Genomic DNA, 13448 nt, shown 5'->3' with positions numbered 1-13448 from the left:
CCGGCCGGGATCCCGGCCGGGGCGTTTCGCGTGTGTGTGGGTCAGGCGGAGTGAGCGCGCAGCACCCGGAGACCGCCGCGACGCTTGACCGCGCGGCGTTCCTCCTCGCTCATCCCGCCCCAGACGCCGGCGTCCTGACCGGACTCCAGCGCCCACTGCAGGCACTGGTCGGTCACGGGGCAGCGCCGGCAGACGGCCTTCGCCTGCTCCACCTGCAGGAGGGCCGGACCGGACGTCCCGATCGGGAAGAACAGCTCCGGGTCCTCGTCGCGGCAGACCGAATCGTGGCGCCAGTCCATGGCGGCAACACTCCTCATTCTAAGTGGATGGCCAGATAACGCTTTGTTGCTATTCCTATATGCATCCGCATTGCCGAAAGGTGACGGTCAGCATCCATCAATTCGGCGCTGCGTGAGCAGGCTGCGGGCCCCTGGACCTGCTGGAACAGCTCAACCGGATGAGCATATCCAGGCGATGTCCCGGTAACACGAGTTCGCTTGTGAATACTTTCACGAACTACAGCGATGTCAAGGGCGACGCTCGGAAAAACTCCGAACAGTGAGCGGGCTCACCACCCATTTGTCCCGGTTTGCGAGGGCTCTCGTTACCCGGCGTGCCACAGTCGAGGATCAATATAGTACGGTCTGCGTGACGATGCTGACATTTCCGGCACCCTTCCTCGGCGTGGCGGCCACCTCACCCCTCCGTGGGCGGGGGTCCGCGTCAACCGACGGGGATACCCGAGACCTAGCAGATTACTCTCAGTGCGGCGGGTACGGATGTGAATCTGACTTTTTCCCGCTCGCCGAGATAGTCGCCATCGAGCTGGAACGGCAGCGGACGGGCCGCGAGCAGGGTGAACTCCTCCACGTCGTGCAGCCGGAGCACCTGCTTGCCATGCGGATCGGGCTTCTGGGAGAAGAACTGAGTCACTGTCCGTGCGGTGCTGGCTACCTTGAGCTGTCGGATGGCGAGCACATCGAGCCCGAGGTCGAACGACGCATCCGGATTCGGGTTGATCTCACGGTCGCCGAGGTAGGTCCACGGCGCGGTGTTCTGGATGATCGCGGTGGCCAGCTCGGTCGCCGGCGCCTCACCCGGGCGTTCCAACGTGATCGGCGGGTGGCGGCGGTCCGATCCGACGAAGTACTGGCTGGCCGTGGACCGGAAGTAGAGGGCCGGGGTGGACACCCGACCCCGCTTGCGGGCCTGCTCCACCCGGCGGATCACCGCCGCGTCGAGCCCGAAGCCGGCGCAGAACGTGAAGTAGCGGTCGTCCGCCCGGCCCAGCCCGATGGTGCGCGACCGGCCCAGGCGCAGCCCTTCCAGGATCATGCTGGTGCCGTCCGGCCACTCCCGCGGCAGCCCGAGCGCCCGGGCGAAGACGTTCGTCGAGCCACCCGGCACGGTCGCCAGCGCCGGCAGCCGCTCGGCCGAGGTCGGCCCGGTGCGGAACGTCGGCGGCTCGGCCGCCATCAATCCGTTGACCACCTCGTTGACCGTGCCGTCGCCGCCGAGCGTGACGACCAGGTCGACACCCTCCTGGGCGGCCTCCCGGGCCAGGTCCATGGCGTGGCCCCGTCGGCGGGTGTAGCGCACCGACAGGTCGACTTCACTGCGCAGTGCCCGGACCAGCACGTCCCGGCTGCGCTCGCTTGTGGTGGTGGCCTTCGGATTGACCACCAGGACGGCCCGCATGGGCGGCACAATACCGCGCCTATCCACCGGTATCGTGGCGCCCGTGACGATCGACTCGGACCCGGTCCCCAGCCCGCTCCGCGCGGCGGTGCTCGTGCTGCGCGCCGAGGCGGTGGCGCTCGGCCTGGTCGCGCTCTGGCTGATCTGGTCCGACCTCACCGCCGAGCACACCGACCTGGCCTCGGCGCTGCTGGTGACCGCCTTCGCGGTGGCCGGGGCGGTCGCGCTCTGGGCGCTCGGTGGCGCGCTGTCCCGGCGGCGGGCGGGCGCCCGCGCGCCGGCCATCGTGCTCCAACTCATGCTGCTGCCCATCGGGTGGTACATGATCTCCGGCGGAATGGGCTGGCTCGGGCTGCCGCTGATGGCGCTCGGGCTCGTTGTCGCCGGGCTGCTCGTCAGTGGCCCGACCAACCGGGCGCTCGGCTTCGGCGACCCGGCCGGCCAGTAGCCGCCGACCCGGCCGGTCGGATAGCCGCCGACCCGGCGGCCAGTAGCCGCCGACCGGGCCGGGTCGGGTGGCTACCGGCCCGTTCGTCGCTGTCGCGGCCGACACGCGGTCGGACCGGTCAGTAGCCGCCCGAACGGCGGGTCAACAACGAGATGGTGGCCCGGCCGTCAGCGGCCCGCGCGCCGGCCCCGGTGGTCAACGCGGTGAGCACCTTCCAGGCGAAGGACGACTCGGACGGGAGCGTGGCGCCCCGCACGGTCGGCACGGTCACCTCGACGGTGAGCGCGTCCTCGGTGACCGCGAAGCGACACTCCAGCTCGGCGTCGCGGGTGGCGATGGCGAGCAACATGGCGCACGCCTCGTCGACCGCGATGCGCAGATCCTCGATCTCGTCGAGCGCGAACTGGAGCCGGGCCGCGAGGCCGGCTGTGGCGGTGCGGAGCACGCCGAGGTAACCGCCGTCGGCGGGCACGGTGAGGTGCACGACGTCGTCGTCCGTCGTCGGCTGCCCGGTCAGTTGAGTCACGCCTCATCCCCCCGGTGCGGGACTCTACCCGGTCAGTCGGCCGAACGGGTGGGTGCGGGCGTCGCCCGCGCGGCAAGATCGCCCAACGCGGCTCCGGCCAGCCGGTACGGCGTCCACTCGTCCATCGGCGTGGCGCCGATCGCGGCATAGAAGCGGGCCGCCGGATTCCAGTTGATCATCCACCACTCGAGCCGCTGGTATCCGCGCTCGACGCAGATCGCGGCCAGGGCGGCCAGCAGCAGCCGGCCGGCGCCGGTGCCCCGGGCATCCGGCCGGACGTAGAGATCCTCCAGGTAGATGCCGTGCACCCCGGCCCAGGTGGAAAAGTTGAGGAACCAGAGGGCGAAGCCCACCGGCTCGTCCGCCGCGTCCACCGCGACGTGCCCGAACAGCGCCGGCGCGGACTGTCGACCGCTCCAGCTCGGCGCGTCTGACGCCGCGCCGCGACCTGGAGCAGTCGCGAAAAGCGCCGCGTCGAGCTGCTCGGCGGTGAGGTGACACTGCTCCGGAGCGCGCTCGTACGCGGCGAGTTCGTGCACCATCGCGACGACGGCCGGCACGTCCTCGGGACGTACCGGCCGGATCGTCGGCACCGTGACGGGCGAGGTCACGCCTGCTTGGTCTCCCAGAAGATCTTGGAGATCTCGTCGATCTTCGAGAGCAGCTCGTCGGCCTTGGCCGGGTCGGTCCCGCCCTTGGCGCCGGCCGCGCCGGCCAGCTTGGTGGCCTCGTTGAAGAGCTGGTGCAGATGCGGGTACTTCTCGAAGTGCTGCGGCTTGAAGTAGTCGGTCCAGAGCACCCACAGGTGGTGCTTGACCAGCTCGGCCCGCTGCTCCTTGATCAGGATGGCGCGGGTGCGGAACTCCGGATCGGTGTTCGCCTGGTATTTCTCGCAGATCATTTTGACCGACTCGGCCTCGATCCGAGCCTGGGCCGGGTCGTAGACGCCGCAGGGCAGGTCACAGTGGGCGCTGGCGGTCACCCGGGGCGTGAGGATGCGAGGAAGGCGCATCAGGGTCCTCCATGGGATGTTTGCGATGATCGAAGACGACATTACTCCTGGAGATGCTTTCCAGCGGGCGGGAGGTGAAACCCGTGGTGCCCGTCCTGATAACCGGCCCGTCCATGTCCCCGACACTGCGCCACGGCGACGCGGTGCTGGTCCGCACCGGTGGCCGCCCGGTCCGTCCCGGCGACGTGGTGGTCGCGGTCTTCCGCAGCCGCCCCGACCTGCTCGTGGTGAAGCGCGCGGTCGAGCCGCGCGACGGCGGCTGGTGGCTGCGCGGCGACAACGACCTGGTCACCGACGACTCCCGGGCGTACGGGGTGGCCGACGTGCGCGGCCGGGTGGTGGCCCGCTGGTGGCCCCGACCCGGCCGGATCAGAGGTCGGCAGGGGTGAGGACGGATATGACCCCGCTCACATCGTGGGAGTCGAGGCGTGACTATGCTCGGAAGTGCCCGGGTGACCCCCCGCACCACCGCCCCGCCGGTCGCTGACCTCGCCGACCGCGCCGGCCGGTCCGTCTGCTCGACAGATCCTGGAGTCACCATGTCTGCGTCCACCCCGGACCCCGCTGATCCCGTCTTCCGGCTGCACGTCGGCGGCAAGATGGCCGTCGCCTCGACCGTGCCGCTGACCAGCCGGGAAGACCTCTCCCTCGCGTACACCCCGGGGGTTGCCCGGGTCTGCGAGGCGATCGCCGCCGATCCCGACCTCGCCGACACCTACACGTGGGTGTCGCACACCGTCGCCGTGGTTACCGACGGCTCCGCCGTCCTCGGTCTGGGCAACATCGGCCCACGCGCCGCGCTGCCCGTGATGGAGGGCAAGGCGGTGCTGTTCAAGCAGTTCGCGGGCGTGGACGCGGTGCCGGTCTGCCTGGACACCCAGGACGTGGAGGAGATCGTCGCGGCGGTACGGGCGATCGCGCCCTCGTTCGGCGGCATCAACCTGGAAGACATCAGCGCCCCGCGCTGCTTCGAGGTCGAGCGTCGGCTGGACGAGGCGCTGCCCATCCCGGTCTTCCACGACGACCAGCACGGCACCGCGATCGTGGTGCTGGCCGCGCTGCGCAACGCCGCGACGCTGCTCAACCGCAAGCTCGGCGACCTGCGGGTGGCGGTCAGTGGGGCCGGCGCGGCCGGAGTGGCGGTCACCAAGATGCTGATCGCCGGCGGCGTCGACCCGGCCCGGGTGGTGGTCTGCGACTCGCGCGGCATCATCGGCCGGCACCGCGACCTCACCGGCACAAAGGCCGAACTGGCCGAACTCACCAACGCCGAGGGCCGCCAGGGCGACGTCACCGAGGCGCTGCGCGACGCGGACGTGCTCGTCGGCGTCTCCGGCGGCCAGATCCCCGAGACGGCGGTGGCCGGCATGGCCCCCGGCGGCATCGTCTTCGCGCTCGCGAACCCCACACCGGAGGTGCACCCCGAGGTGGCCGCCCGGCACGTCGCGGTGGTCGCCACCGGGCGCAGCGACTACCCGAACCAGATCAACAACGTGCTCGCCTTCCCGGGCGTGTTCCGCGGCGCGCTCGACGCCGGGGCCACCCGGATCACCGACGGGATGAAGGTGGCCGCCGCCGACGCCATCGCCGGCGTGGTGGCCGAGTCGCTGACCGCCGACGCGATCGTGCCGTCCCCGCTCGACCCGCGGGTCGCCCCCGCGGTGGCGGAAGCCGTCGCCGAAGCCGCCCGCCGCGACGGCGTCGCCCGCCGCTGAGGGTGTAAGGAAGGGGCCCTTCTTATCGCCTTTTGCATAGGAAGGGCCCCTTCTTAACGGCCGCTCAGCTTGTTACGGTGCGGATCATGCGTGCTGCCTATGCCTCGGCCTTCGACGCCGACAACCCGCTCGCCGCGCTCGCCGTCGGCGACCGCCCCGAGCCGACCCACCCGCAGGACGACTGGGTCACCGTGCGGGTGCGGGCCAGCTCGCTCAACCACCACGACCTCTGGTCGCTGCGCGGCGTCGGCCTGACCGCCGACCAACTCCCAATGATCCTCGGCTGCGACGCGGTCGGCACCGACCCGGACGGCAAGGAGGTGGTCATCTACCCGGTCGTGCCCACCCCGGGCGACCCGCGCGGGGTCTCCATCCTCTCCGAGCGCTTCCCGGGCACCTTCGCCGAGATGGTCTCCGTACCCCGGATGAACCTGCTGTCGCTGCCCGACGGCCTGTCGGCCACCGACGCGGCGTGCCTGCCCACGGCCTGGCTCACCGCGTGGCGGATGCTCACCACCCGGGGCCGGGTCGCCGACGGCGAGTCGGTGCTGGTCCAGGGCGCCGGCGGCGGCGTGGCCACCGCGGCGGTCGCGCTCGGCGTCGCGCTCGGCAAACGGGTGTACGCGACCAGCCGCGACGCCGCCAAGCGGGAGCGGATCGCCGAGCTGGGCGCCACCGCGCTGGAGCCCGGCGCGCGCCTGCCGGAGCGGGTCGACGTGGTGATCGAGACGGTCGGTGCGGCCACCTTCGACCACTCGCTGAAATCGGCCGCGCCGATGGCCCGGATCGTGGTCTCCGGCGCGACCGCCGGGCACGAGCCCACAATCAACCTGCGCCGGGTCTTCGCCATGCAACTGGAGATCCTCGGCACCTCCATGGGCACCCCGGGCGAGCTGGCCGAACTGCTCGCGTTCTGCGCCGAGCACGGGGTCCGGCCGGTGGTGGACCGGGTGGTGCCGTTCAGCCGGATCGAGGAGGCGTTCGCCCGGCTGCACTCCGGCGAGGTGTTCGGCAAGGTGGCCGTCGACCACACGGCCTGAGGCGGCGCGCGCGTTAAGCGGGGGCCCCTCCTCTACCGCAGGCGTTAACCGGGGCCCCCGCCTTACAGCCGGTCGTCGAGGGTGGCCAGGTTGCCACTCGTCGCTTCGGCGGGGAGGCGCTTCTTCGCCGCCGGGTCGCCGTAAAGGGTCCAGCGGAGGAACTCGACCGTGGTGTCGGCGACCACCCGCAGCGCCTTCCCGTCACCCAGCAGCGCCCGGCCATGATCGCCCTTCGGCAGGCTGAGCATCGCCTTCGGCCACGGCACCGCGTCGAACACGGCCTTGCCCGCCGCGTACGACACCACCTCGTCCGCCTCGCCGTGCACGAACAACTGCGGCGCGGCGGCGCCGGCGAACCCGGTGCCCACGCCGAGCGCCGTACCGGCGAACACGATCCCGGCGTCCAGCCGCTCGTCCCGGCCGGTGGTGAACAGCCCGATGGTGGTCACACCGCCGGCGCTGTGCCCGGTCGCGGCCACCCGCTCCGGATCCAGCCGGCCGCGCAGCGGATCGCCCGCCGCCTCGCCGAGCGCGAGCACCCGGGTCAACACGTACGACACGTCGGCCGGCTGGTTGAGCACGTCCAGCGGGTTGCCGTCACCACCCCGCGCGGTGTGCGGGAACCGCGGCGCGGCCACCACGAACCCGGCCGCCGCCCAGCGCGTCAACAACACCTGGTAGTCCTCCGGCCGGGCATCGAGACCGTGGCTGAACAGCACCACCGGGAACCGCCCGTCGGCCGCGCGGGCAGACCGCTCGGCGGTGCCGCCGGCCGCGCCCGTCGCCGGATACCAGAGCGTCACCGGCAACGGCCGGTCGCCGTCGCGGTTCAGCTTCAGTTGGCGTACGCCGACCGCGAAGCTCTTGGTGGGCGCCTTGCCTTCGGCGACCCGCGGCGCGGGCGTGGTGGCCTGCGGTGGGGAATCGGGGGCAGGCCGCCCGGTCGGGACGGTCGGCTTCGAACAGCCGGCCAGGCCCGCGCCGAGCAGAGCGGCGGCAACCAGGGCAACGGAACGACGGCGCATGAACCCGATTGTGCCTCGCGGTTTTAAGGAGGGGCCCCCTCTTAACGCCTGCGGTAGAGGCGGGGCCCCCTATTAACACTCGGCGCGGGTGGCGGTGCGGCGGGTGGGGCGGGTCAGCTCGGCGGGCGGCCGTCCACCGACGCCTGGAGGCGGACCAGGTCGGCGGCATCCTTGGCGCGGCGGGGACGCTCGGGCATCCAGACCGGGAACATCTCCTTGAACTCGATCTGCGCGGTGACACTGATCACCGGTGCGGCGAGCGCCCCGATCCGGCCCTGCGGCGCGTCGAGCATCCCGTCCGGCAGGGGCGTGCCCGCCCACGGGCCGGCGCCGACGACCACCCGGCCGGCCGGATCCCGGTCCAGGTAGGCGAAGCTCAGCTCGACGTCGCCGCGAAGCAGGTCAAGCTGCTTGGTGGCCGGCATCCGCGGGTCGGGCCGCCAGCCCTGACCGCCGAGCCGGGCGGCCAACCGGTCGGCGTCGTGCCGCCAGCAGTACCAGTCGACGTCGACGTGCGGACGGCTCACCGTGCCGAGGTGGAAGTCCATCGCCCAGCCACCGCGCAGCCACACCTCGATCCCGGCCGCACCGGCCAGGTCGACGACGTCCCGGATGGCGTCCAGTTGCCGCTGCTCCAGCCCGTCCATCAAGCCAACGCTACCGCCCGATGGGGGTAAGGAGGGGCCCCTTTTTAACGCCTGCGGTAGAGGCGGGGCCCCCTATTAACACCCTGCGGCAGCCGGCAGCCGGCAGCCGGCAGCCGGCAGCCGGCAGCCGGCAGCCGGCAGCCGGCGGGCGGCGGGCGGCAGCCGGCGGGCGGCGGGCGGCGGGCGGCGGGCGGCGGGCGGCGGGCGGCGGGCGGCGGGCGGCGGCGGGCGGCGGGCGGCGGCGGGTGGGGTCAGGTGGGGAAGGATCGGGTGGTGAACCTGGTGGTGTTGGGCGCGGCGGCGTCGGCGGGGAGGCGGCGCAGGGCGGCCCGGTCGCCGTAGAGCGTCCAGCGGAGGAAGTCGGTGGTGGTGGCGAGCACCTGGGCGAAACCGGAGCGGCCCGGGGTGAGGTATTCGCCGTGGCCCTGCCGGAGCAGGCTGAGGAAGGCGACCGGCCCGAGACAGCGAGCGTACGCGGCACGACCGATCGACTGCGGGACGATCCGGTCGGCCGTGCCGTGCACGAACAGCACCGGCGCGAGGGGGCGGGCCGGGCCGATGACCATCCGACCGCCGGCGATCACGATGCCCGCCCGCAACGGCACCGGGGGTGCGGACGCGAACATGCCGAGGGCGGTGTGACCGCCCGCCGAGTGCCCGGCGGCGGCGAGCCGGTCCATGGCCAGGTGCGCGCCGAGCGGATCGTCGGCGCGGGTGCTCAGGCGGATGAGGTGGCGGACCAGCCGCCAGGCGTCGGTCGGTTGGTGGCGGACATCGTCGCGGCTGAAATTCCGGGCCCGTTTGTTGGTGCGCGGATAGGTGGGCGCTACCACGACCAGACCGGCGGCCGCCCAGCGGCTGGTCAGCGGCGCGTGCAGCGCGGGCAGGCTGCGTAGCCCGTGGCTGTAGACCACCACCGGGAACCGTCCGGCGGCCACCGGTGCCCGAGCCCACACGTTCGGCCCGATCTCCGTGCCGGCGCTCGGCGCGGCGGCCGGTCGGTCCGGCCCGGGCCGGCGGGGGGAGGCCGCCGGGTCCACCGGGTACCAGACGGTGACCGGTAGGGGCCGCGGGCCGTCCGGGTCGACGGTGAACTGCCGCATGCCCACCGGGTACGGGCGTTCGGGCGCGGGCCGGACGGCGGCCGGGATCGGGTCGGAGGTGGCGACGGCCGGCCCGCAGCCGGCCAGCAGCGCCGCCGTCAGCGCGGCTACCAGCCGCAGCGTCGCCGTCAGCGCGGCCACTGGCCGCAGCGTCGCCGTCAGCGCGGCCACCAGCCGCAGCGCCCTCACCCGTGCACCGTAGGCGACCGAGCGGTCGACCCGCGCCCGCCGTCCGGCCGGGCCGCGTCTCCACCGGCCGGATCGGTTTCGCCGCGAACGGGTGTCCGGACGCGCCGGGGCCGGCCCGGCGGGACCGTGCCGCCCGTCCCGCTTCGCTAGGGTCACGCGCATGACTGAGAACTACACCGATCCGAGCGGCAACACCGCGCAGTTCCGCGCCTTCGTGGACGCGCCCGAGTCGGCCGCGCCGGCGCCGGCGCCTTCACGGCTGCCGCTGATCGCCGGCGTCGGCGTGGTCGTCGTGGTCGTCGTCGCCCTGGTCGCCTGGCTCGCGCTCCGCTGAGCCCCGGACCTCCTTGATCCGCACCGGTACGCCGAGGTGGCGGCATCGGCCTGGCAGCGATACCGCCACCTCGGCGAAGTGATGTCGATCAAGCGGGGCGGCGTGCGCCGTGTGGGCGGGAGCGTGTCGATCAAGCGGGGCGGCGTCCGCCGCGTGGGCGGGAGCGTGTCGATCAAGCCGTGCGACGTGCGCCACGTCGGCGGGAGCGTGTCGATCAAGCCATCCGGCGTCCGCCACGTCGGCGGGAGCGTGTCGATCAACGGGTTAGGCGGCGAGCACGTCGCGGGTCTCGCGGGCGATCTCCCGTTCCTCGTCGGTGCCGACCACAAGCACCGCGACCTCCGCGCCGGCGGGGGAGACCACCCGGTCCCCCGTACCGTCGTTGCGGGTGGGGTCGACGGCGATGCCGAGTCGGTCCAGCCCGGCCAACGACGCGGCCCGGACGGCGGCGGCGTGTTCGCCGACCCCGGCGGTGAAGGCGATCGCGTCGACCCGGCCGAGCAGCGCGTAGTACGCGCCCACGTAGCCGGTGATCCGGCGGCAGTAGACGTCGAACGCCAGTGTCGCGTCCGGGTCGCCGGCGTCCCGGCGGGCCAGCACCTCACGCATGTCGTTGACGCCGGTCAGGCCGAGCAGGCCGCTGCGGTGGTTGAGCAGGTCGTCGATCTCGTCCACGTCCATCCTGCCCTCGCGGCGCAGGTGGAAGATGACCGTCGGGTCGAGGTCGCCGCTGCGGGTGCCCATCACCAGCCCTTCCAGCGGGGACATGCCCATCGAGGTGGCCACGCTCCGGCCGCCCCGTACCGCGCACGCGCTCGCCCCGTTGCCCAGGTGCAGCGTGATGGTGTTCAGTTCGGCGTACGGCCGGTCGAGCAGTTCGGCGGCCCGCCGGGACACGTACGCGTGCGAGGTGCCGTGGAAGCCGTACCGGCGGATGTCGTATCGGTCGGCGGTGGCCCGGTCGATGGCGTAGGTGGCGGCGGCCTCGGGCAGGGTGTGGTGGAACGCGGTGTCGAAGACCGCCACCTGCGGGGTGTCCGGCAGTGCCTCCCGGGCCACCCGGATGCCGGCGAGGTTCACCGGGTTGTGCAGCGGGGCGAGCGGGACGAGTTCCTCGATCGCGGTGACGACCGCGTCGTCGATGCGTACCGGGCTGCTGAATCGTCGCCCGCCGTGCACCACCCGGTGCCCGACGCCGGCCAGCCCGTCGAGGTCGAGCCGGTCGAGGATGTCCCGGACGGCGGCCTCGTGGTCGGCCGGTCCGCCGCCCGGTTCACCGATCCGTTCGACGGTGCCCTTGTCGAGGACCTGGTCACCGTCGTACAGCCGGTATTTGACGGACGAGGATCCGCTGTTGAGGACCAGGATGCGGCTCATTTAAGACGCCTCCGCGGCGGCCTGGATGGCGGTGATCGCCACCGTGTTGACGATGTCCGGCACGGTGGCGCCCCGGGACAGGTCGTTCACCGGCCGGCGCAGGCCCTGCATGACCGGGCCGACCGCCACCGCGCCGGCCGAGCGCTGCACCGCCTTGTACGTGTTGTTGCCGGTGTTCAGGTCCGGGAAGATGAACACGGTGGCCCGTCCCGCGACCGGGCTGTCCGGCAGCTTGGTGGCCGCGACCTGCGGGTCGATCGCCGCGTCGTACTGGATCGGCCCTTCGACGAGCAGGTCCGGCCGGCGTTCGCGGACCAGCGCGGTGGCCGCCGCGACCTTCTCCACGTCGGTGCCGGCGCCGGAGCTGCCGGTCGAGTACGACAGCATCGCCACCCGGGGTTCGATGCCGAACCGGGCCGCGGTGTCGGCCGACGAGATGGCGATGTCGGCGAGTTGGGCGGCGTCCGGGTCCGGGTTGACCGCGCAGTCGCCGTAGACCAGCACCCGGTCGGCGAGCAGCATGAAGAAGACGCTTGACGCGACCGAGACGCCGGGCACGGTGCGGATGATCTCGAAGGCGGGGCGGATGGTGGCGGCCGTGGTGTGGGTGGCCCCGGAAACCATCCCGTCGGCTCGGCCGGTCCGCACCATCATCGTGCCGAAGTAGTTGGGTTGGGCCATGGTGTCGTGCGCCAGCTCGGGTGTCATGCCCCGGTGCGCGCGCAGCTTCGCGTACTCGGCGGCGAACTCGTCCCGCCACTCGCTCGTCGCCGGGTCGACCACCTGGGCGTCGCCGACGTCGAGGCCCAGCTCACGGCTGCGCCGGACGACGTCGTCGGGGCGTCCGAGCAGGGTCAGCTCGGCGACGCCCCGACGCAGCAGCACCTCGGCCGCGCGCAGGATCCGTTCCTCGGTGCCTTCGGGCAGCACCAGCCGGCGGCGTCGGGCCCGGGCGCGGTCGATCAGGTCGTTGGAGAACATCAGCGGGGTGACCCGGGCGGAGCGGGTGACCCGGAGCCGGCGGGCCAGGTCGTCGGTGTCCACGCAACGTTCGAACGCGCCGAGCGCCGCCTCGACCTTGCGGGGGTTGGCGGTGCTGGGTCGGCCCTCGATCCGGCTGGACGCCTCGACCGTGTCGTAGCTGTCGCTGGTGACCGAGAGCACGGCCAGCCCGGTGTTCATCCGTTCGACAAGCCGCATGGCCCGCGGGTCGGGCTGTTCGCCGAGCGTGAGCACCAGCCCGGCGAGCGACACCTGCCCGGCGACGTGCGCGGCGCCGGCCGCCACCAGCAGGTCGGCCCGGTCGCCGGGGGTGATCACCAGGGCGCCGTCGGTGAGGTGGTCGAGCAGGGTCGGCACGTGTGCCGCGCCGACCACGTAGTCGAGCACGTCGCGGTCCAGCGCGGCCGGGTCGCCGGTGAGCCGGGTGGCGCCCAGGGCCGCCGCCACCTCGGCCACCGTCGGCGCCGACACGGTCGGCACCTCCGGGATGGCGTACGCGGGGACCGGCAGCTCGGGCAGCGTCATCGGCCCGGGCACGCGGTTGGCGACCACCGCCACCACGGTCGCGCCCAGGTCGGCCAGATCGTGGTACGCGCCACGCATCACCGCGCTGATCGCCTCGGGCGGCTGCCCGAAGCCGTCCACCACGGGCACCACGACGCTGCCGAACTCGGTCGCCAGGCGGGCGTTGAACGCCAGCTCGCGTGGGCCGGCGCCGTCGCCGTCGGCGAAGTCGCTGCCCACCACCACGACGGCGGGGCAGCGCCGCTCGACCTCCCGGTAGCGGGCCACGATCGTGGAGATCAGCTCTTCCCGCCGGCCGTTCGCGACAAGCGCGCTCGCCTCGGCGTACGTCGCGCCGTGCAACTCGTCGACCGGCGACTCCACCCGGTAGCGCTCGGTGAGCAGGGCCAGGATCGGGTCCGGGCGGTCGCCGGCGACGAGCGGCCGGAACACGCCGATCCGCTCGACCTGCCGGGAGAGCAACTCGGCCAGCCCGAGCGCCACGGTCGACTTGCCTCCGCCCGATCCCACTCCGGTGAGGTACACGCTGCGCGCCACGACCTCACGCTACAAGATCGCCCGAACCCCCGCCCGGGTCCTTTGACCCGGGCCCAATTCTACAAGATCATTAAAGCGCTGGATTCTATTGTGGCTGGTCAGAGCCACCCCCGGAGGTGAAGGTGGTTTTTTTTCTTGTATACAGTAATCCAGGTGGAAGGCCCGACCGAACTCATTCCCGTCGCCCCCGAACCGCCTCCCGTCTTCGTCGACTCGACCGGCCGGAGGCGTCGGCGGCTGCGGCGGCTCGCCTACTGCGCGGGTGCGGCC

General features: G+C 72.7%; 15 protein-coding genes. 5 read left to right on the top strand and 10 right to left on the bottom strand.

The features are described 5' to 3' along the window. Window positions 1-41: 41 nt before the first annotated feature. Window positions 42-299, bottom strand: coding sequence for a WhiB family transcriptional regulator (locus O7613_RS20465; RefSeq protein ID WP_013288358.1), 258 nt, complete (start codon window positions 297-299; stop codon window positions 42-44). Between the two features lie 448 nt (window positions 300-747). Beyond that, window positions 748-1698 (bottom strand): diacylglycerol kinase family protein, encoded by a 951-nt coding sequence (locus O7613_RS20460; RefSeq protein ID WP_281586834.1) that lies wholly within the window; start codon window positions 1696-1698, stop codon window positions 748-750. Window positions 1699-1741: 43 nt separating this feature from the next. On the opposite strand from O7613_RS20460, the gene O7613_RS20455 reads away from it, so the two are divergent. After that, the gene (locus O7613_RS20455; RefSeq protein WP_282289632.1) at window positions 1742-2146 is read left to right on the top strand and encodes a hypothetical protein; all 405 of its coding nucleotides are present in this window, start codon (window positions 1742-1744) and stop codon (window positions 2144-2146) included. A gap of 118 nt (window positions 2147-2264) precedes the next feature. Here O7613_RS20455 and O7613_RS20450 read toward each other — a convergent pair whose 3' ends face one another. From O7613_RS20450 to sodN, 3 genes are read right to left on the bottom strand one after another with little or no spacing between them, the layout of a single operon-like run. Beyond that, the gene (locus tag O7613_RS20450; RefSeq protein WP_281586836.1) at window positions 2265-2672 is read right to left on the bottom strand and encodes an ATP-binding protein; all 408 of its coding nucleotides are present in this window, start codon (window positions 2670-2672) and stop codon (window positions 2265-2267) included. Between the two features lie 32 nt (window positions 2673-2704). Continuing rightward, a complete protein-coding gene (locus tag O7613_RS20445) occupies window positions 2705-3283 on the bottom strand; it encodes a GNAT family N-acetyltransferase (RefSeq protein WP_282289631.1) in 579 nt (192 codons plus the stop codon). Further along, the gene (gene sodN / locus O7613_RS20440; RefSeq protein ID WP_281586838.1) at window positions 3280-3684 is read right to left on the bottom strand and encodes a superoxide dismutase, Ni; all 405 of its coding nucleotides are present in this window, start codon (window positions 3682-3684) and stop codon (window positions 3280-3282) included. Before sodN ends, O7613_RS20445 begins: the two co-directional genes overlap by 4 nt. Window positions 3685-3737: 53 nt before the next feature. Here sodN and O7613_RS20435 point away from each other — a divergent pair, with 53 nt between their 5' ends. From O7613_RS20435 to O7613_RS20425, 3 genes are all read left to right on the top strand, one after another. Then, a complete protein-coding gene (locus O7613_RS20435; protein WP_281586839.1) occupies window positions 3738-4073 on the top strand; it encodes a S24 family peptidase in 336 nt (111 codons plus the stop codon). A gap of 150 nt (window positions 4074-4223) precedes the next feature. Continuing rightward, a complete protein-coding gene (locus O7613_RS20430; RefSeq protein ID WP_282289630.1) occupies window positions 4224-5399 on the top strand; it encodes an NADP-dependent malic enzyme in 1176 nt (391 codons plus the stop codon). An 86-nt stretch (window positions 5400-5485) separates the two neighbouring features. Continuing rightward, window positions 5486-6439: a zinc-binding dehydrogenase gene (locus O7613_RS20425; RefSeq protein ID WP_282289629.1), complete on the top strand. Its 954-nt coding sequence runs from the start codon at window positions 5486-5488 to the stop codon at window positions 6437-6439. A 62-nt stretch (window positions 6440-6501) separates the two neighbouring features. On the opposite strand, the gene O7613_RS20420 is transcribed toward O7613_RS20425, so the two are convergent. The 3 genes from O7613_RS20420 to O7613_RS20410 form a co-directional block, all read right to left on the bottom strand. Beyond that, window positions 6502-7464 (bottom strand): chlorophyllase, encoded by a 963-nt coding sequence (locus O7613_RS20420; RefSeq protein ID WP_281586842.1) that lies wholly within the window; start codon window positions 7462-7464, stop codon window positions 6502-6504. 113 nt (window positions 7465-7577) lie between these two features. Next, entirely contained in the window at window positions 7578-8111 is a 534-nt protein-coding gene (locus O7613_RS20415; RefSeq protein WP_282289628.1) for an aminoglycoside adenylyltransferase, read from the bottom strand. Between the two features lie 251 nt (window positions 8112-8362). Further along, the gene (locus O7613_RS20410) at window positions 8363-9403 is read right to left on the bottom strand and encodes an alpha/beta hydrolase (protein ID WP_282289627.1); all 1041 of its coding nucleotides are present in this window, start codon (window positions 9401-9403) and stop codon (window positions 8363-8365) included. 160 nt (window positions 9404-9563) lie between these two features. Between O7613_RS20410 and O7613_RS20405 the strand changes: the two genes are divergently transcribed. Further along, window positions 9564-9737, top strand: a complete 174-nt coding sequence (locus O7613_RS20405) for a hypothetical protein (RefSeq protein WP_281586845.1) — start codon at window positions 9564-9566, stop codon at window positions 9735-9737. Between the two features lie 264 nt (window positions 9738-10001). Here O7613_RS20405 and O7613_RS20400 read toward each other — a convergent pair whose 3' ends face one another. Both O7613_RS20400 and pta read right to left on the bottom strand, forming a co-directional pair. Next, the gene (locus tag O7613_RS20400; protein WP_282289626.1) at window positions 10002-11114 is read right to left on the bottom strand and encodes an acetate kinase; all 1113 of its coding nucleotides are present in this window, start codon (window positions 11112-11114) and stop codon (window positions 10002-10004) included. Continuing rightward, window positions 11115-13178, bottom strand: a complete 2064-nt coding sequence (pta, locus tag O7613_RS20395; protein ID WP_282289625.1) for a phosphate acetyltransferase — start codon at window positions 13176-13178, stop codon at window positions 11115-11117. Window positions 13179-13448: the final 270 nt, after the last annotated feature.

The organism is Micromonospora sp. WMMD975, from assembly GCF_029581215.1.
Classification (GTDB): domain Bacteria; phylum Actinomycetota; class Actinomycetes; order Mycobacteriales; family Micromonosporaceae; genus Micromonospora.
This window is presented reverse-complemented; position numbering and strand designations above follow the sequence as displayed.